The following is a 17,509-nucleotide window of genomic DNA, read 5'->3' as shown; positions in this document are numbered from 1 at the left end:
CATTCAATGTCCAAACAAAGCATATCACCCATGAAAATAACATCCATATATAAAATCACCCTGCTGTTTTCGGCGACCTTATTGCTGCAATCCTGCTTTGTCGCCAAAAACTATTCCCGACCAGAAATTGAAACGGAAAGTTTGTACAGGACCGATAACCTTCCCACAGATAGTACCTCCATGGCAACCATCTCATGGAAGGACCTGTTCAATGACGAGCAGTTGAAATCTTATATTGAAAAAGGTCTGGAAAACAATCTGGATATACGTATTGCCCTGGAAAATGTTGCTGCTGCCGAAGCCTATGTTAAGCAAGGTAAGGCGGGATATTTCCCAACTCTTACAGGCAAAGCTAGTTTTACCCGGACCAAAAACTCTGGAAACAGTCAGTTTGGAAGCTTTTTCACAAGACCTTTGGAACAATATGAACTTTCTGGCTCCCTTTCTTGGGAAGCAGATGTGTGGGGGAAGATTCGAAGCAATAAAAGGGCTGCAGGAGCCTCATATCTACAGAGTGTGGCCGCACATCAAGCGGTAAAGACCAATTTGGTGGCTGCCATAGCCAACACCTATTACCAGTTAATGGCATTGGACAAGCAATACAACATTGCGGAACAGACCTTGGCTGCCCGAAAAGGAAGTTTGGAAACTACCATGGCCCTGAAGGATGCAGGGCAACTGACCGAAGTGGCCGTAAAACAGACCGAAGCCCAAGTCCATACCACGGAAATTATTCTTATCGACTTGGAGAACAACATTAAACTACTGGAAAATACCTTCTGTATTTTATTGGGTGAGCCTCCCCATGAAGTGGAACGGTCCCGTTTGGATGAACAATCCATTGAAAGTGATCTGGAAACTGGGGTGCCTTATTTATTGTTGGCCAATCGTCCCGATGTAAAGCAAGCCGAGTTCGGACTCATCAATGCTTTTGAATTGACCAATGTTGCCCGCAGCAGCATGTACCCATCCTTGAGCCTTACCGCTTCCGGGGGATTCCAAAGTTTGGAATTTGAAAACTGGATTGACGCCAGCTCCCTGTTTTCCCAATTGGCAGGTTCGCTAACACAGCCTATTTTCAACGGGCGTAGGCTAAGGACCCAAATGGAAGTCGCCAAAGCACAACAGGAACAGGCTTTATTGTCTTACAAGAAAACCTTGTTAACGGCAGGTAAAGAAGTTTCGGACGCACTCTACAGCTATGATGCCGAAGCCCAAAAACTGGAGGCCCGTGCCAAGGAACTGGAAGCCTATTCCGTTGCCGAAGACTATTCGGAAGAATTACTGAACAACGGTTTGGCCAACTATCTTGAAGTCCTTACCGCCAGACAAAATGCACTGAACTCAGAATTGAGCTTTGTGGATTCCCAATACGGACAATTGAATGCCATAGTGGAATTGTATAGGGCCCTGGGAGGAGGCTGGCAGTAAAGATCAGGCCATGGACAACAAAAAAGAGTTGCTGGAATGTGCATTTTCCAATTTTTCAAAATTTGGGAGTAAACGCTTTTCCATGGACGAGTTGGCCCACGACCTGGGCATTTCAAAAAAAACCATATACAAACACTTTCAAAGTAAGGAAGAGCTGGTCATGGAGAGTCTACAATGCTTTTTACAAAAAGTAAGGAGCTCCATTGATGACCATATGCAGAAGAATCCAAATGAAGACCAGCCCTTGCTTACAATCATTTACATATACAAGTTAGGGCTTAGCCACCTGCAAGGTATAAGCCCTGCTTTCTTTTACGGTATCAACAAGTACTACACCAAGGCCGCTAGGGTTTATTCTGAATTTAGAAAGGATATTGTTTGGAACGTGGTACATCCGTTGTTGGTCAAGGCCCAAAAATTGGAGCAAGTTAGGCCAGATGTTAATGTGGAATTGGTGTGCAAACTTTTTCTGTTGAGACTGGAGGATACTGTCTATTCAAAAGCCAATCTTTTTGAGGAATACAGTGCCCAAGAATTACTGGACCACATTATTGTTAACCACTTACGGGGAATCCTTACCCTGGAATATCTTCAAAACTGCCCCTGCGAAAACTATTGAACCACTTTTCACCTGATTCTGGTGTGAATATTGAATTAAACTATGCCTTTTCTCCCAAACCAATGTTATAAGCAGCATTGGCAATCAAAGCAATACTAAGCCAATACGTTACCAAAATAAGAACACTGGCATAGTCAAAAGGCGCTTTGAATTTATTAATGGCCAGCAAGGTATCCGAAAGCATGAAAAATAGCACAGCCCACGCTATCCATGCGTATGTCTTTGCCTTATCCCTTAGATATAAGCCTATTCCTTGCCATGCCATTGAAGTTATCACCAAAACATAGAATAGAACAGGTACCATAAAGTCCCCTAAATCTGGTTTCAACCAAAAGAAAATAGCTCCACCTATCAAGAAAAGAATCACAAACGAGATCCAATGGAACCAAAAACCCTTGTGTTTGATAAATGCCACAATAAAGAGAATATGTGCCAGTAAAAACGCCACCAATCCGAAAACAAAATACGCTTGATTGAGCAAAAGCACATCGCCCATCAAACAAAAAATCAAGGCCACAAGGATAAGCTTGGTAAACTTGGTGGATAATCCCTTCGGAACAAAAAATAAGAGTGATAGTATTGAAATGGTAGTCAATGGCTTCAAGAATACATAGAGCGTCCTATATCCCAAATACTCGCTGAAAATGGCTGCCAAGGCCAGCACCAAGCTAACCAGATTAATTGTTCTTTGTCTTTTATGGTTTACCATTCTGAAAATGGTTTTTGACTTAGTTGCGAATTGTAATATTTTGTTTGTCCTGTGACCTCTTCCCCCAACCAGCTAGGTCTTTTAAAAAACTCATCTTCATGCTGTAGTTCTACCTCAGCAACTACCAGCCCCTTATTTTCTCCCAAAAATTCATCCACCTCGAACACATGGTTGCCCAAAGGCACTGTATAACGTACTTTTTCCAAAATCACATCCTCACACAAATCAATAAGATTGGTCGCTTCGGCCACAGTGATTTCGGTTTCCCATTCAAATCGTGAGGTGCCGGACGCATTATTGGCTCCCTTGACGGTCAAAAAACCTTGGTTTCCCATGATTCGCACCCTAACTGTTCTTTGGGGGTCCGTACTCAAAAAGCCTTGTGCTATGCGGGTGCTCGATGTGGCCTCTTGTTGATATGCGTTGGAGGTCACCAAAAACTTTCGTTCTATTTCCAAGTGTTCCATCAAACTAAATATACCCTAAATTTGAGTATGGATTTTGATTTTCCCTTAAGAAAAATCATTCATGTGGACATGGATGCGTTCTATGCCTCAGTGGAACAGCACGATAATCCCGAGCTGAAGGGAAAACCCATTGCCGTGGGCGGCGGCTCCAAGCGGGGGGTGGTTTCCGCTGCTAGCTATGAGGCTCGTAAATTTGGGGTTCGGAGTGCCATGGCCGGATACATTGCCCAAAGGAATTGTCCGGATTTAATCTTTGTAAAACCCCGGTTTGACCGCTACAAGGAGGTTTCCTATCAAATTCGGAGTATTTTTTTTGAGTACACAGATCTTGTGGAACCCCTTTCTTTGGACGAAGCTTATTTGGATGTGACCGAAAACAAAAAAGGAAATCCATCCGCCACGTTGATTGCCAAGGAAATCCGTCAAAAAATCCTTGAGAAAACCGGGCTTACGGCATCGGCCGGAATCTCCATCAATAAATTCATTGCCAAAGTGGCCAGTGACTACAACAAACCCAATGGACAAAAAACGGTGAACCCCGAAGAGGTCATCCAGTTTTTGGAAGATCTGGATATTCGCAAATTCTATGGAGTGGGTAAAGTAACCGCAGAAAAAATGTACCGCTTGGGCATTTTTACCGGGAAAGACCTAAAGCAAAAATCATTGGAATTTTTGGATGAGACATTTGGAAAAAGTGGCAAGTACTACTATTATGTGGTACGTGGCATACACCACAGTGCCGTGAAACCCCATCGGATTCCAAAATCTGTAGGAGCAGAGCGTACCTTTTTTGAAAACTTGAGCAGTGAAATATTTATGCTGGAAAAATTGGAGAACATTGCGGCGGAGTTGGAGAGAAGACTTCAAAAATCCAAAATCGCCGGAAAAACCATCACCTTGAAAATCAAATACAGCGACTTTACCCTTCAGACCAGAAGCAAGACCCTTCCCTATTTTATTGCAAGCAAAGAACTTATTCTAGAAACAGCCAAAGAACTCCTGTATCAATCCTCTCTGGAGAATTCAGTACGTTTATTGGGCATTTCATTGGCCAATCTCAATACTGAAAAACAAAAGAAGGTTCCAGAAAAAGAAGTCGTATCCGTTCAGTTAAAATTTGATTTCTAAGCCTACTTCACAGATAATACGGTAACCCCATAAATGATGAGTGATGACAGAAATATGCCAAGGGCATTGGCTAAAAAAGCCTGCTTTTTTTCAATCTTTAGTAAATACGAAGCAATGCTTCCGGCATAGACACCTGTGCCCGGCAACGGAATCATAACAAAAAGAACCAGCCCAAAGAAACCATATTTTTGAACTTTGTCCGCTGTACCGGTCTTTGCCCTTCGGGCTACAAATAGTGCAGATTTCTTATAGGGTCTCCATTTGACCAAATGCCGATTGATGTTTTCCAAAAAGAACATCATTATGGGAAACACCAAAAGATTGGATAGAAAACAGGCCACAAATACCACATAGCTATTCACTCCCCTTCCAATACCATAAGGTATCCCTACTTTCGATTCACCTAAAGGAGACAAGCTCCAAAACATGGCAATTAATAAATCTAGAATCACGCAATTTCTTTAAAAAAGCAAAACTAGTGATGAAAATGTATTGTCTTGCATACCACTATGCTAAAAAATGATTAAAAAAATGCTAGACAGACCGGTCTTTTGTCTATATTTATGTAATGATGGAAAGTATACACAACAAAATCATTGAAACAGCAAGTAATCTATTCTATATCAATGGGTACCATTCTACTGGTGTTAATGAAATCATAGCCAAAAGCGGCATTGCCAAGGCTACGCTCTATAGTCATTTTAAATCCAAGGAAGATATTTGCATCGCCTATTTGAAGTTTAGACATGATGCCTTTATAGAATCCCTCAAAGAGTTTGTAGGTCGAAGAAAAAAAGGAAAGAACCAGCTCTTGGCCATTTTTGATTTCCTCCAAGATTTATACCGGGAAGATCAATTTTATGGGTGCTGGGGACTCAAGACTTTAGGAGAGCTTTCACCAAAAGAGAAAAAAATACTTGAAGTGATCCAAAAACAAAAAAAGGAACTGTTGCTTTTCCTGGGTGAAGTGGTGGGCGGTAACATTCCCAATCTCTCCAAGGCAGAAATCGAAAGAATATCCAGTGGGCTTTATCTTTTATATGACAGCGCCATTACCGAAAGCCACCTTTTTAAAAATGACTGGCCTATTTTTATGGCCAAAAGCATCGCACCCTCCCTTTATGCCGGTATTGATGTGGACTAAAAAGCCCTTCCAAAAACTTGAAAGGGCTCTTACACTTAAACTAATTACAGCATCTTAGGCTTCCACCTCCGACAATGGTTGTGCTACAGGAAAATCAATAGGAGCATCCATCGTGTTGTTGATATAGTTGGAAATAGTCTTATCTCCCACCAACAAAATGGTATCGATTAGGTTCTCCTTGGTCCATCCGGCAGCAAAGAAATTATCTAAAATACTGGCATCGGTAGCACCTTTATTCTCCGTAATGTTTTTGGCCAATTTTGCCAAGGCATCCAACTTGGCATCAAAAGAGGCTTTCCCCGCTCTCAACTCCAGAATTTGATCTTCCGTAAAACCGTTCATTTTTCCAATGGCGGTATGGGCCGATAGACAATATAGACAGTTGTTCACTTCGCTAACAGCCAAGTTTACCACTTCTTTTTCTTTGGCCTTCAAAGAGGTCTTGCCATTGGCAAAGGTTAAATAATTGCCCAGTGCATTTTCGGAATGGGCATAGGTAGCATATAGATTGGGAACAAAGCCCAAAGCCTTTTCCAAGTTGTCAAAAATGGCCTGATTGGCTCCGCTTACTTCTTCTCTTTTGGGTACATTAAATGTGCTCATGATCTAAAAAAATTTTAAATGAATTATTATTTGATTATCTATTTTGTACAAAGGGTCTTTCCGTATCACAATAGAAATCATGATGGTGATTTTGCTCACAATGGTTGTTGGCAATTACTGTCTGAACCACTCTTTTTTGTGGTGTCCTGAAAATTTCGATTAGATTGAAAAGGGTATTACCTGAATACTTCATCCTTGGTTTGTTTTAAATTACAGTGCAAAGATGTTGCGAAAAGACAGGTAGGTGTTAGGAACCATTTCCCGAGGACTTGCTCATTTTTCCCTTAAGCCGGGACCAGCTGGTTTTCCCTATACTCGGAAGGGGTCATTTGGGTCATTTTCTTGAAGAATCGGCTAAAATGGGCAGGGTCATTGAATCCAAGATCATAGGCAATCTCCTGATTCTGTTTATCCGTATAGTTTATGAGGCGTTTGGCCTCCAAGACAATACGGTCCAAGATGATTTGTTGGGGCGACTTTTGGTTATAGATGGAAAAAAGGTTGGAAAGAGTCTTGGGGGATTTGTACAACATTTCGGCATACTCGCTTACCTTTCTTTTGGTCTTAAAATGAAGGTCCACCAGATAATTGAACCTTCGGATGATATCGATTTGGTCGTTGCCCAAGGTTTTTACAATGAGTTGTTCCTTGGCTAACCGGGTGGTCATAATGATCAGCCGTTTTAAGAGCATCTGTAGCATTTCTCCCTGAATATTGTCTGGAGTTGAAAACTCTTCAACAAACATATCGTATAAAAGATTGAATTTGCGCAGCTCTTCATTCTGGATGGTTACAATAGGCAAATCTTGGGTGCCAAAAAACAAAATCCCATTACAAGAAACCTCGCTGTCATGATCAAAGACACAATAGAATTCCCTATTGAAAAAAATAGCGGAGAGGGGCAATTCCGTTTTGACATAGGAAACATGTTGTAGGTAGGTGACCGTTACCATTTGGTTGGGCATTAGCTCCAACGCCATCCCATCTACCTCAATGGTAAGGGGAGCCTCATTCCTGTTCCATAAAAATTTAATGTTGTTGGGTATTGGGGAATGCTTTGGACAATCGTTTTTGATATCTTCCACAAGCCTGAGCATGGCTCCTAATTTTGCATCCTTGAATTCGTAGACCATTTGTAAATTGGAACTATAATGAGGTTATGCCCGTTTAGTCTACTGTTCTGAACCATACTTACATACTATAAAGCAAAAATCCCAGAAACCATGGGCTTCATGGCGTCTGGGATTTTTTAATAATTTATATTTCTGTGTCGGGATACTTGTATTAAAACGAGCAAGTTTCTATCTCGCTCACCCGAAGGGTGTTCACCATTCCCTTGTCCTTAATGGGCATAGCGGCCAAGCTAATTAGCATGTCCCCAACATCCAAAAATCCTTTTTTGCAGGCAATTCGGTTTACATCCTCAATGGTTTCATCCGTGGAAACAAATCGATCGTAATAAAATGCCTTAACACCCCACAATAGATTCAATTGGGTGAGTATTCTTTTATTGGACGTAAACACCAAAATATGGGCACTTGGCCTCCAAGCCGATATCTGAAAAGCCGTATACCCACTATTTGTCAAAGTTGAAATGGCCTTGGCCTGAATCTCATTTGCCATTAGCGCCGCATGATAACAAACCGACTTGGTAATGTATCTTTTGGTGCGGATATGAGGTGGGTTCTGAGGAACCTTGATCAAGCTTGAATTTTCTACACTGGTCAAGATACTGGCCATTTTTTCAATTACTTGAACGGGATAGTTCCCTACCGAAGTCTCTCCAGACAACATTACGGCATCAGCTCCATCCATTACAGAATTGGCCACATCGTTTACCTCAGCACGGGTTGGTGTAAGGCTGGTGATCATGGTTTCCATCATCTGCGTGGCAATAATCACGGGGATTCTGGCCTTTTTGGCCTGGAGCACCAACTTCTTTTGAATTAATGGAACTTCTTGGGCTGGCACCTCAACTCCCAAATCGCCCCGAGCGACCATAAGACCATCGCAATAGGCCACAATCTTATCAATATTATCAACGGCCTCTGGCTTTTCAATCTTGGCCACAATGGGAATTTTGTGGTCCGAGTGTTTATTCACCAATTCTTGCAGGTCAATAAGGTCTTGACTATGCCTAACAAAAGAAAGGGCAATCCAATCTACTTGGTGCTCTATGGCATATATGGCATCTTTAATGTCCTTCTTGGTAAGGGCCGGCAACGAAATGCTGGTATTGGGAAGGTTGACTCCTTTTTTCGATTTTAAGGGTCCTCCCTGAATTACCGTAGCTTTGACCTCGTCCTTTCCGTTGGTTGATTTGACCTCAAAAATCAATTTTCCATCATCCAAAAGAATGCGTTCGCCAGGCTTTACGTCCTGTGGGAAATTTTGGTAGTTCATGTATACCCTTTGGGCAGTGCCCTCGAAAGGCTCTCCAGTGGCAAAGGTGACTTCGTCGCCAGGCACAACCACGGCCTCGCCTCCCATGACCCCAACCCTAAGTTTTGGACCTTGCAAATCTGCAAGTATGGATGTATTTACCTCCAATTCCTCATTCAACTCGCGTATCATATTGATACGTTCCGTAACATCGTCATAGGAAGCATGCGAAAAATTTATCCTGAAAACATCCACGCCAGCCTCTATCATTGCCTTAAGGGTTTCCTTCTTGCTAGTTGCTGGGCCTAACGTTGCTACAATTTTAGTCTTCTTTCTACTTGGCATTTTTAAAAGATTAGGTTTCTTTTTGATTTTAAGGTATGTGCTTCCACTGGATAAGCTGTAACTACCTTTGCTATTTTATTGATGGCCTTGACCTTTTGTTCCAAGGCGGTTTCATCTGCGCCATCGACCTTAAGAAAATAGTCAACTTCTTTGCGTTCCTTCACCAAATGGTTGGTTCTATAGGAAGAATCGTTTCCAAATAACCCATCTGATTGAACCGCTTCCACTATGGTACATGAATTGGATATCAACGTCCAGTATACATCGTTGATTTCATCCTCCCAATCAAATACGGAAAAAAAGAAACTTTCGTCCAAATGGAGATCGTTTCCCATTCTTTTCAGATAGAGCGAACAATTGGAATTTATGCCATAAGCCATGGCGTAATCTTCTAAATTACTGTGTATGGCTATTAGCCCAAAACTGTCATCAAAAAAGTCTGCCGATATCCTGTGTGTTGTCAACATGCCTTTAACACGAAATGTAAATATACTCTTAATCCCTTTGATTGCCTAGCTGAAACGGCACAATACGTTTATAAACCAAACGAAAACGTTTGAGTTTACTTTTATTTAATCTTGTTGATTTTCAATTTTGTTCTGAAGTGCAAAATAGGCTCTTTTGGATGCCTTTTCTTCAGCCTTTTTTTTAGAAGTGGCTCTTGCTTTTGCCAAAATTCTATCGCCAATGGTAAGTTTTACGGCAAAGTGTTTCAACTCGTCATTTCCCGTGTCCTCATATACATTATAGTGGAACGGCTTTTTTTGTTTTTGGCACCATTCAATGACCAAGCTCTTATAACTGATTACCTTTCCTTCCAATTGATCAATATCCACATAGGGATCAATAACCCGTTCATTGATGAACTTTTCGCAATATGAATATCCCCGGTCTAGATATATGGCTCCAACCAGCGCCTCGAAGACATTCCCGTGTATGTTTTCTCCAAAATGGGACTTGGGAATCCTGCTTTCCACAAACTGCAAAAGTTCCAAATCCTTTCCCAATTCGTTCAAGTGCTTTCTACTTACCACTTTAGATCGCATTTTGGTAAGATAGCCTTCATCCCCTTCTGGAACCTCATTGAACAAATGCTTTGAAATGATGGTTCCCAACATGGCATCCCCTAAAAACTCCAGACGTTCATAATTCATGGGGTTTCCATCCGCATCCTTTTTGTTCATAGATCTGTGGAGGAACGCCTTTTTATAAATCTCTATGTCCTTGGGCTTAAATCCGAGGATTTTTTTAATCCCCAAAAAAAAATCCCCATCCGAGTCTGGATGGGAATTAAATATTTTGGAGGTGAATTTCATCTGGAAACTACCCTAATTTTTTAAACAAAACACATGCATTGTGACCACCAAACCCGAAAGTGTTGCTCATGGCCACATTAACCTCTCTCTTCTGTGCCTTGTTCAAGGTCAGATTGAGCGATGGGTCGATTTGTTCGTCTACAACATTATGGTTGATTGTTGGCGGAACCAAGCTGTGTTCCATGGCCAAGATAGACGCAATGGCCTCAATGGCCCCTGCCGCCCCCAACAAATGCCCTGTCATGGACTTGGTGGAGTTAATGTTTATCTTGGTTGCATGGTCTCCAAATACTTTGGATATTGCCTTCAGCTCTGCTACATCTCCCAAAGGAGTAGAAGTTCCGTGCGTGTTGATGGCATCCACATCTTCCGGTTTTAGGCCGGCATTCTGCAAACAATTTTCCATCACCTTTACCACGCCGATTCCTTCAGGGTGTGGTGCCGTCATGTGATAGGCATCACTGGAGAGTCCACCACCCAATACCTCTGCATAGATTTTTGCTCCTCTGGCCTTGGCATGCTCGTACTCTTCCAAAATAAGGGCGCCAGCGCCTTCACCAAGTACAAATCCGTCACGGGTGGCATCAAATGGTCTTGATGCTGTCTCGGGGCTATCATTTCTTGTTGACAAAGCGTGCATGGCGTTAAATCCTCCCATACCGGCAATGGTCACCGCTGCTTCGCTTCCTCCGGTTACAATGACATCGCAATGGCCCAATCTAATATAATTGAGCGCATCGATCATGGCATTGGCCGAAGAAGCACATGCGGATACCGTGGTATAGTTAGGCCCCATGAATCCATGCTTTATGGAGATGTTTCCCGGCGCAATGTCCGCAATCATCTTAGGAATAAAGAAAGGATTGAATCTTGGCGTTCCATCGCCATTGGCATAGCCAATCACTTCATTCTGGAAGGTTTCCAAACCGCCAATTCCGGCTCCCCATACAACACCGACCCTAAATTTGTCCACATTGTCCAAATCTATCCCTGAATCAGCTATGGCCTCATCTGAAGAGACAAGGGCATATTGGGCAAACCTATCCAATTTTCGGGCTTCCTTTCTATCAAAGAAATCCTCTGGATTGTACCCTTTGAGCTCACAGGCAAAACTTGTCTTGAACTTCTCAGTATCGAAATATGTTATGGGGGCAGAACCGCTCTTACCGGTTCGTAGTCCTTCCCAATAAGCTTCCAAATTGTTGCCTATGGGGGTCAACGCCCCCATTCCGGTAACCACTACTCGCTTTAACTGCATTGAACTATTTTTTACCCTTTAGAACCTAAATTATAAAAAAATTATCCATGCGATGACCACCACATGGATAATTTATACTCTTTAGTAATATATCATGTAATTACTTCGCTTCTTCTATGTAGCTAATGGCTTGACCAACAGTTGCAATGTTTTCTGCTTGATCGTCAGGGATTTGAATATCAAATTCTTTCTCAAACTCCATGATAAGCTCAACAGTGTCCAAGGAATCCGCTCCTAAATCGTTGGTAAAGCTAGCTTCAGCTACAACTTCATTCTCATCTACACCCAGTTTATCAACGATGATAGCCTTTACTCTTGATGCAATGTCTGACATAATTATAGTGGTTTTAAAAATTTAATCGTTGGCAAAAATAAAAAACTTTGGTTTAAATACACCATTTGTCGATAAAATGTAACCGAAATTAAGCATCTTTAATATCAGTACACTACTTTAGCCCTGTAAAGTTAATCGAAAATCCCTTCCATTCCTTACCAATGAAGCGAATAGTTATATTGGCATCCGGCAGCGGGTCAAATGCAGAAAACATAATAAAATACTTCAAGGAAAGCCCAAGTGTAGAGGTTTCCGCGGTGCTTACCAATAAAAGCACAGCTAAAGTACTGGAGCGGTGCGATAGGCTGAACATCCCCGGATTCTACTTTAACAGGGCAGCATTTACAGGCTCTCAAACCATAGTACAATTTCTTGAAGGATTGCAGGCCGATTTAGTCGTTCTTGCCGGGTTTTTATGGAAAATCCCATCCAATATTATTGATGCCTTCCCAAATAAAGTCATAAATATACACCCAGCCTTGTTGCCCAAATATGGTGGAAAGGGTATGTATGGTGCAAAGGTGCACGAAGCCGTTAAAAAGAATTTAGAGACCGAAACTGGCATAACCATCCATTATGTGAACGAACATTATGATGAGGGTGCCATTATTTTTCAAGCCAAAACCGCCATCAGTCCTGAAGACAACGTAGATGTAATAGCCCAAAAAGTACATCGGTTGGAATATGAACACTTTCCGAAGGTTATAGAAAAACTTCTTTTGTAATGGCAAAAAAGGCAAAGTTCTATGTAGTTTGGAAAGGAAAACGTCCGGGTATTTTTGAGTCTTGGGATGATTGCAAAGCCCAAATTGAAGGTTTCAAGGGCGCTCAATACAAATCATTCACAACCTTTGCCGAAGCAAAAAAGGCCTTTAATGGAAATTATTTGGAGTATAAAGGGAAATCCAAAGGGAAAGTCGAACTTTCCCCAGAAGAGCTTCTAAAAATTGGCGACCCCAACTACAATTCGATAGCTGTAGATGCCGCTTCAAGCGGAAATCCCGGAAAAATGGAATATCGCGGAGTGGACACCAAAAGCAAAAGAGTGTTGTTCCACCAAGGACCCTTTGCTGAAGGCACCAGTAATGTGGGTGAGTTTTTAGCACTTGTTCACGGTCTTGCCTTCCTTAAAAAACAGAACAGCGACCGTATTCTATATTCCGATTCCCGTATTGCCATTGGCTGGGTACGAAAGAAAAAATGCGGCACCAAACTCAAGAAAAGTTCCAAAAACGCCACTCTTTTTGAACTTATTGAGCGGGCAGAGGACTGGCTCAAAAAAAACCGTTATGCTACGCCCATCGTGAAATGGGAAACCAAGGCTTGGGGAGAAATACCTGCAGATTTTGGTCGGAAATAAAGTCTTGACAGATATGATCCCTGAGATGTTAGAACTCTCTCTTTTAAACTTGCACTTGGGCTTGCTCTTGAAGCCTGAACTTGAGCTTAATCCTGCGCATATCCCTTCTTTTTCTTAAATCCTTTGCCAATGATTCCAATATGGAATATCAAAGCGTATATTTGCACCAAAATTCACTGAATGGGCAAATTGCTGATTGTTGGAAGTGTGGCCTTTGATGCTATTGAGACTCCGTTTGGAAAAACAGGTAAGATTTTGGGGGGAGCTGCGCCATTCATAGGATTGGCTGCTTCTCAGTTTAAAGTTAAATCGGCCATTGTATCCGTTGTAGGAGACGATTTTCCGCAAGAATATTTGGATTTGTTGACCGACCGAAACATTGACATTTCAGGAATTGAAGTGGTTAAAGGCGGCAAGACCTTCTATTGGGAGGGTCGTTATCACAACGACCTGAATTCCCGGGACACGCTGGTCACTGAACTCAATACCTTGGGCACATTTAGCCCAGTTGTCCCCGAAAATTTTAAGGATGCCGATGTGGTCATGTTGGGAAATCTACATCCCAACACACAAATGAGTGTAATTAATCAGATGGAAGAACGACCAAAGTTAATCGTCTTGGACACCATGAATTTTTGGATGGATAATACTTGGGATGAGCTCATGGAAGTTATAGAACAGATTGATGTGATCACCATTAATGATGAAGAGGCAAGGCAGATGACCAAAGAGTACTCTCTGGTGAAGGCGGCTGCCAAAATTCAGGAAATGGGTCCTAAATATGTGGTCATTAAAAAAGGGGAGCACGGTGCTTTGTTGTTCCATAAAGAGAACATTTTCTTTGCCCCTGCCCTTCCATTGGAAGAGGTTTTTGATCCCACCGGGGCCGGCGATACTTTTGCCGGAGGTTTTTCCGGTTATTTGGCCGAAACCGGGAACATTTCCTTTGGAAATATGAAAAATGCGATAATACAAGGATCAAATCTCGCTTCATTTTGTGTGGAACGCTTTGGGACCGAACGAATGGTTAAGTTGGAAAAACACGAAGTGGATGCACGTTTGATGCAGTTTAAGGAATTGACACAGTTCAATATTGAATTAACATAAATACGCGCCCTGAATTTTTCGGGGCTTTTTTTATTTGGTTTGTTATGAGTGATGCCATTAAGCACGAATGCGGAATATCACTGATCCGCTTGCTTAAACCTCTGGAGTACTACAAGGAAAAGTACGGTACAGCTTTTTACGGAGTCAACAAAATGTACCTGATGATGGAGAAGCAACATAACCGCGGACAAGATGGAGCCGGTTTTGCGAGCATAAAGCTGGACATGAAGGCCGGGGAGCGTTACATGAGCCGGGTACGATCTGCACAGCAACAGCCCATTCAGGACATCTTTGATCAAATCAATACAAGGATCAATACCGCATTTGCCGAACATCCCGAATACGAAAACGATGTACAGCTTCAAAAACAGCACATTCCCTACATAGGAGAGTTGTTGATGGGGCATGTACGATATGGTACTTTCGGAAAAAATAGCATAGAGAGCGTACACCCTTTTCTACGGCAGAACAACTGGATGCACCGAAACCTAATTGTGGCCGGTAACTTTAACCTTACCAACGTTGACGAGCTCTTTGGCAACTTGGTGGAGCTCGGGCAGCATCCCAAGGAAATGGCAGACACGGTCACCGTTATGGAGAAAATTGGCCACTTTCTGGACGATGCCGTAGCTAAACTCTACAAGCAAATCAAGAAGGAGGGTTACAACAAAAGAGAAGCTTCGCCTTTGATTGCTGAGCGATTGAACGTTGCGAAAATTTTAAGAAAAGCATCCAAAAACTGGGATGGTGGATATACCATGGGCGGTTTGTTGGGACACGGCGACGCTTTTGTAGTTCGTGATCCCGCTGGCATTCGCCCTGCTTACTATTATAAGGATGATGAGATTGTTGTAGTGGCATCTGAACGACCCGTGATTCAAACGGTCTTCAACGTAAAATACGATGATATAAAGGAACTAGATCCTGGGCATGCCGTCATTGTGAAAAAAGGAGGTGCGGTCGATGTTAAGGAAATCTTGGAACCCACAGAACGTAAGGCCTGCTCTTTTGAGCGCATCTATTTTTCGAGGGGCAGCGATAAGGAAATCTACCAAGAACGAAAGATGTTGGGGAAATTGGTATTTCCACAGATCCTTAAATCCATTGATGACGATTTGACCAATACGGTCTTCTCGTATATTCCCAATACCGCCGAAACCTCTTTCTTTGGAATGGTCAAAGAGGCACAGAGTTATCTCAACAAGAAAAAGGAACAGCAGATTCTGGCTTTGGGACCCAATATAACAGGAGAAGAGCTTCATGAAATTTTGGATGTGCGACCACGAATTGAAAAAGTGGCCATTAAAGATGCCAAACTGCGAACATTCATTACCCAAGATACAAGTAGGGATGACCTCGTGGCCCACGTTTATGATATTTCCTATGGTTCGGTAAAGGAGGATGATAATCTTGTGATTATTGACGATAGTATAGTAAGGGGCACCACCTTAAAACGAAGCATCCTAAAAATATTGGATCGGCTTTCCCCTAAGAAAATCATTGTGGTTTCTTCTGCCCCGCAGATACGCTATCCCGATTGCTATGGGATAGATATGGCCAAATTGGAAGATTTTGTTGCGTTTAAAGCTGCACAGGCTCTGCACGAAGACCACGGAACCACGAACAAGATTAAGGAAATTTACGAGAAGTGTTTAAAGCAAACATCTTCCAAGGACAAGGACGTGGTTAACTATGTGAAGGAATTTTATGCTCCGTTTACAGATGAGCAGATTTCCAAAAAAATTGCTGAAATCTTAAGCCCGGATGGCATAAAAGCTGAAGTGGACATTATTTACCAGACGGTTGATAACCTGCATGAAGCATGTCCAAAAAACCTAGGTGATTGGTACTTTACCGGTGATTACCCCACACCAGGAGGAAATCGCGTGGTAAATAGGGCATTCATCAACTTCTTCGAAGGAAAGAACGAACGAGCATATTGATCAAGCCAATCCAGAACCAAAGCCATGTATGCATTTCATCGATGAAATAAGCAGATTGGCGTGTTTTTATACGATGGGCAAGCGTCAAACCTACTTTAGTGTTGCCATAGCATAAGTAGGTTAAGTTCATGGTAAGATTTGGGGCAAAAAAGGTGGAAGCTATTCCACCTTTTTTATTTTGTATACTTTCCGATTCCACTGTTTCGTAATCCTTTTCCTTACTAACAGCCCGTACAAACCACAAGTTGGGCAGTTCAACCAATTAACGTGGGTTTCATCTAAAAGCTTGCTGGGCAAAAGACCCCTTGGCGTACATTTGGAGGACCATAGCATAAGTAGGTTAAGTTCATGGTAAGATTTGGGGAAAGAAGGCGGAGCATGCTCCGCCTTCTTTATGTTTGACAACCAAGGATTTATCCAAAAAATCGACGAACTGCACGTTTTCTTTTTTGTTGAAAAAGCAAAAATTTCTCCAAAACCCTTTGTTATTTTACACAATACCAGTATTTTAGTCTCGCCATAGCATAAGTAGGTTAAGTTTATGGTAAGATTTGGGACGAAAAGGGCAGGAGCTTTCCTGCCCTTTTCTATTTACACTAATCATCCTAGTTCATTCAATAAAAAAAGCCGCGCATTTTGCGCGGCTTTTCAATATATATAATGAATTCAGTCTTATTTTCCTGCCTCGTAGTTTTCGGAAACCTTATCCCAATTGATCACGTTGAAAAAAGCAGAAATATAATCAGGTCTTCTGTTTTGATAGTTTAAATAGTATGCATGCTCCCATACATCCAATCCTAAAATAGGCTGTCCGTCACAACCTGTTCCGGGCATAATGGGGTTGTCTTGGTTAGGAGTAGAGCAAACTTCCAGTTTACCTCCCTTGTGTACGCACAACCAAGCCCATCCTGAGCCAAAACGTGTTGCCGCTGCCGCTGCGAACTTTTCCTTGAATCCATCAAAAGAACCGAAAGCAGCATCAATGGCCTTGGCCAATTCGCCACTTGGGGTCCCTCCCCCGTTGGGAGACATTACTTCCCAGAAAAGGGAGTGGTTGTAAAAGCCTCCACCATTATTTCGAACTGCGCCATTGCTCATATCCAAATTGGACAAAATAGCTTCAATGTCCTTTCCTTCCAAATCTGTTCCCGCAATAGCGTTATTTAGATTATTGGTATAACCGTTGTGGTGCTTGGTATGGTGAATTTCCATGGTCCTAGCATCTATATGTGGTTCCAATGCATCGTATGCATACGGTAATTTTGGTAATTCAAAAGCCATAATTCTTTGTTTTTGTGTTATTACTAATTCATGTAAAAATACGGGTTTTAACAAACATATTCATCTAAATCCGTGTTAAGTT

General features: G+C 42.1%; 19 protein-coding genes. 8 read left to right on the top strand and 11 right to left on the bottom strand.

Going from position 1 to position 17,509, the window contains the following annotated elements:
* The first annotated feature begins 30 nt into the window (after nt 1-30).
* Complete coding sequence (locus ACP14V_RS00885) at nt 31-1,431, top strand: efflux transporter outer membrane subunit (protein ID WP_272609199.1); 1,401 nt, start codon at nt 31-33, stop codon at nt 1,429-1,431.
* A gap of 10 nt (nt 1,432-1,441) precedes the next feature.
* Nucleotides 1,442-2,050, top strand: a complete 609-nt coding sequence (locus tag ACP14V_RS00880) for a TetR/AcrR family transcriptional regulator (protein WP_272609198.1) — start codon at nt 1,442-1,444, stop codon at nt 2,048-2,050.
* Nucleotides 2,051-2,090: 40 nt separating this feature from the next.
* Here the strand turns inward: ACP14V_RS00880 and ACP14V_RS00875 are convergent, their stop codons facing one another.
* Both ACP14V_RS00875 and ACP14V_RS00870 read right to left on the bottom strand, forming a co-directional pair.
* Nucleotides 2,091-2,759: a lysoplasmalogenase gene (locus ACP14V_RS00875; RefSeq protein WP_272609197.1), complete on the bottom strand. Its 669-nt coding sequence runs from the start codon at nt 2,757-2,759 to the stop codon at nt 2,091-2,093.
* Complete coding sequence (locus ACP14V_RS00870; protein ID WP_272609196.1) at nt 2,753-3,226, bottom strand: CYTH domain-containing protein; 474 nt, start codon at nt 3,224-3,226, stop codon at nt 2,753-2,755. Before ACP14V_RS00870 ends, ACP14V_RS00875 begins: the two co-directional genes overlap by 7 nt.
* 27 nt (nt 3,227-3,253) lie before the next feature.
* Between ACP14V_RS00870 and dinB the strand changes: the two genes are divergently transcribed.
* Complete coding sequence (gene dinB / locus ACP14V_RS00865; RefSeq protein WP_272609195.1) at nt 3,254-4,354, top strand: DNA polymerase IV; 1,101 nt, start codon at nt 3,254-3,256, stop codon at nt 4,352-4,354.
* Between the two features lie 2 nt (nt 4,355-4,356).
* On the opposite strand, the gene ACP14V_RS00860 is transcribed toward dinB, so the two are convergent.
* Nucleotides 4,357-4,782, bottom strand: coding sequence for a COG2426 family protein (locus ACP14V_RS00860; RefSeq protein WP_409557927.1), 426 nt, complete (start codon nt 4,780-4,782; stop codon nt 4,357-4,359).
* Between the two features lie 140 nt (nt 4,783-4,922).
* On the opposite strand from ACP14V_RS00860, the gene ACP14V_RS00855 reads away from it, so the two are divergent.
* Nucleotides 4,923-5,498 carry a TetR/AcrR family transcriptional regulator gene (locus ACP14V_RS00855; protein ID WP_272609193.1) on the top strand — a complete coding sequence of 192 codons (576 nt, stop codon included), beginning with the start codon at nt 4,923-4,925 and terminating at the stop codon, nt 5,496-5,498.
* Between the two features lie 54 nt (nt 5,499-5,552).
* Here ACP14V_RS00855 and ACP14V_RS00850 read toward each other — a convergent pair whose 3' ends face one another.
* The 7 genes from ACP14V_RS00850 to ACP14V_RS00820 all read right to left on the bottom strand — a co-directional run bounded on the left by ACP14V_RS00850 (nt 5,553) and on the right by ACP14V_RS00820 (nt 11,736).
* Nucleotides 5,553-6,101 (bottom strand): carboxymuconolactone decarboxylase family protein, encoded by a 549-nt coding sequence (locus ACP14V_RS00850; RefSeq protein ID WP_272609192.1) that lies wholly within the window; start codon nt 6,099-6,101, stop codon nt 5,553-5,555.
* Between the two features lie 284 nt (nt 6,102-6,385).
* Entirely contained in the window at nt 6,386-7,198 is an 813-nt protein-coding gene (locus ACP14V_RS00845; RefSeq protein ID WP_272609191.1) for a helix-turn-helix domain-containing protein, read from the bottom strand.
* A gap of 187 nt (nt 7,199-7,385) precedes the next feature.
* On the bottom strand, nt 7,386-8,828 hold the full coding sequence (pyk, locus tag ACP14V_RS00840; protein ID WP_136565171.1) for a pyruvate kinase: 1,443 nt from the start codon (nt 8,826-8,828) through the stop codon (nt 7,386-7,388).
* A gap of 2 nt (nt 8,829-8,830) precedes the next feature.
* Nucleotides 8,831-9,295: an IPExxxVDY family protein gene (locus tag ACP14V_RS00835; protein WP_272609190.1), complete on the bottom strand. Its 465-nt coding sequence runs from the start codon at nt 9,293-9,295 to the stop codon at nt 8,831-8,833.
* A 105-nt stretch (nt 9,296-9,400) separates the two neighbouring features.
* Nucleotides 9,401-10,144: a ribonuclease III gene (rnc, locus tag ACP14V_RS00830; protein WP_136565169.1), complete on the bottom strand. Its 744-nt coding sequence runs from the start codon at nt 10,142-10,144 to the stop codon at nt 9,401-9,403.
* Between the two features lie 7 nt (nt 10,145-10,151).
* The gene (gene fabF, locus ACP14V_RS00825; RefSeq protein ID WP_136565168.1) at nt 10,152-11,402 is read right to left on the bottom strand and encodes a beta-ketoacyl-ACP synthase II; all 1,251 of its coding nucleotides are present in this window, start codon (nt 11,400-11,402) and stop codon (nt 10,152-10,154) included.
* 100 nt (nt 11,403-11,502) lie between these two features.
* A complete protein-coding gene (locus tag ACP14V_RS00820; protein WP_009778413.1) occupies nt 11,503-11,736 on the bottom strand; it encodes an acyl carrier protein in 234 nt (77 codons plus the stop codon).
* 161 nt (nt 11,737-11,897) lie between these two features.
* On the opposite strand from ACP14V_RS00820, the gene ACP14V_RS00815 reads away from it, so the two are divergent.
* The 4 genes from ACP14V_RS00815 (at nt 11,898) to ACP14V_RS00800 (ending at nt 16,146) form a co-directional block, all read left to right on the top strand.
* Nucleotides 11,898-12,461 carry a phosphoribosylglycinamide formyltransferase gene (locus ACP14V_RS00815; RefSeq protein ID WP_272609189.1) on the top strand — a complete coding sequence of 188 codons (564 nt, stop codon included), beginning with the start codon at nt 11,898-11,900 and terminating at the stop codon, nt 12,459-12,461.
* Nucleotides 12,461-13,096: a ribonuclease H family protein gene (locus tag ACP14V_RS00810; RefSeq protein ID WP_272609188.1), complete on the top strand. Its 636-nt coding sequence runs from the start codon at nt 12,461-12,463 to the stop codon at nt 13,094-13,096. The genes ACP14V_RS00815 and ACP14V_RS00810 overlap by 1 nt, the downstream gene beginning before the upstream one ends.
* Nucleotides 13,097-13,276: 180 nt before the next feature.
* The gene (locus ACP14V_RS00805) at nt 13,277-14,203 is read left to right on the top strand and encodes a PfkB family carbohydrate kinase (protein WP_272609187.1); all 927 of its coding nucleotides are present in this window, start codon (nt 13,277-13,279) and stop codon (nt 14,201-14,203) included.
* A gap of 44 nt (nt 14,204-14,247) precedes the next feature.
* A complete protein-coding gene (locus ACP14V_RS00800; RefSeq protein ID WP_272609186.1) occupies nt 14,248-16,146 on the top strand; it encodes an amidophosphoribosyltransferase in 1,899 nt (632 codons plus the stop codon).
* Nucleotides 16,147-16,818: 672 nt separating this feature from the next.
* Here ACP14V_RS00800 and ACP14V_RS00795 read toward each other — a convergent pair.
* The gene (locus ACP14V_RS00795) at nt 16,819-17,427 is read right to left on the bottom strand and encodes a superoxide dismutase (RefSeq protein ID WP_272609185.1); all 609 of its coding nucleotides are present in this window, start codon (nt 17,425-17,427) and stop codon (nt 16,819-16,821) included.
* Between the last annotated feature and the right edge of the window lie 82 nt (nt 17,428-17,509).

The sequence above is a fragment of the Flagellimonas alvinocaridis genome, assembly GCF_965248585.1.
GTDB lineage: Bacteria > Bacteroidota > Bacteroidia > Flavobacteriales > Flavobacteriaceae > Flagellimonas > Flagellimonas alvinocaridis.
The sequence above is the reverse complement of the archived record's forward strand: the minus strand, read 5'-3'. Positions and strand labels throughout refer to the sequence as shown.

What these genes read in the sequence shown, in the direction of transcription:
- ACP14V_RS00885 (WP_272609199.1), top strand. Translation starts at nt 31, where the DNA reads ATGAAAATAACATCCATATATAAAATCACCCTGCTGTTTTCGGCGACC.
- ACP14V_RS00880 (WP_272609198.1), top strand. Translation starts at nt 1,442, where the DNA reads ATGGACAACAAAAAAGAGTTGCTGGAATGTGCATTTTCCAATTTTTCA.
- ACP14V_RS00875 (WP_272609197.1), bottom strand. Translation starts at nt 2,759, where the DNA reads ATGGTAAACCATAAAAGACAAAGAACAATTAATCTGGTTAGCTTGGTG.
- ACP14V_RS00870 (WP_272609196.1), bottom strand. Translation starts at nt 3,226, where the DNA reads ATGGAACACTTGGAAATAGAACGAAAGTTTTTGGTGACCTCCAACGCA.
- dinB (WP_272609195.1), top strand. Translation starts at nt 3,254, where the DNA reads ATGGATTTTGATTTTCCCTTAAGAAAAATCATTCATGTGGACATGGAT.
- ACP14V_RS00860 (WP_409557927.1), bottom strand. Translation starts at nt 4,782, where the DNA reads ATGTTTTGGAGCTTGTCTCCTTTAGGTGAATCGAAAGTAGGGATACCT.
- ACP14V_RS00855 (WP_272609193.1), top strand. Translation starts at nt 4,923, where the DNA reads ATGATGGAAAGTATACACAACAAAATCATTGAAACAGCAAGTAATCTA.
- ACP14V_RS00850 (WP_272609192.1), bottom strand. Translation starts at nt 6,101, where the DNA reads ATGAGCACATTTAATGTACCCAAAAGAGAAGAAGTAAGCGGAGCCAAT.
- ACP14V_RS00845 (WP_272609191.1), bottom strand. Translation starts at nt 7,198, where the DNA reads ATGCTCAGGCTTGTGGAAGATATCAAAAACGATTGTCCAAAGCATTCC.
- pyk (WP_136565171.1), bottom strand. Translation starts at nt 8,828, where the DNA reads ATGCCAAGTAGAAAGAAGACTAAAATTGTAGCAACGTTAGGCCCAGCA.
- ACP14V_RS00835 (WP_272609190.1), bottom strand. Translation starts at nt 9,295, where the DNA reads ATGTTGACAACACACAGGATATCGGCAGACTTTTTTGATGACAGTTTT.
- rnc (WP_136565169.1), bottom strand. Translation starts at nt 10,144, where the DNA reads ATGAAATTCACCTCCAAAATATTTAATTCCCATCCAGACTCGGATGGG.
- fabF (WP_136565168.1), bottom strand. Translation starts at nt 11,402, where the DNA reads ATGCAGTTAAAGCGAGTAGTGGTTACCGGAATGGGGGCGTTGACCCCC.
- ACP14V_RS00820 (WP_009778413.1), bottom strand. Translation starts at nt 11,736, where the DNA reads ATGTCAGACATTGCATCAAGAGTAAAGGCTATCATCGTTGATAAACTG.
- ACP14V_RS00815 (WP_272609189.1), top strand. Translation starts at nt 11,898, where the DNA reads ATGAAGCGAATAGTTATATTGGCATCCGGCAGCGGGTCAAATGCAGAA.
- ACP14V_RS00810 (WP_272609188.1), top strand. Translation starts at nt 12,461, where the DNA reads ATGGCAAAAAAGGCAAAGTTCTATGTAGTTTGGAAAGGAAAACGTCCG.
- ACP14V_RS00805 (WP_272609187.1), top strand. Translation starts at nt 13,277, where the DNA reads ATGGGCAAATTGCTGATTGTTGGAAGTGTGGCCTTTGATGCTATTGAG.
- ACP14V_RS00800 (WP_272609186.1), top strand. Translation starts at nt 14,248, where the DNA reads ATGAGTGATGCCATTAAGCACGAATGCGGAATATCACTGATCCGCTTG.
- ACP14V_RS00795 (WP_272609185.1), bottom strand. Translation starts at nt 17,427, where the DNA reads ATGGCTTTTGAATTACCAAAATTACCGTATGCATACGATGCATTGGAA.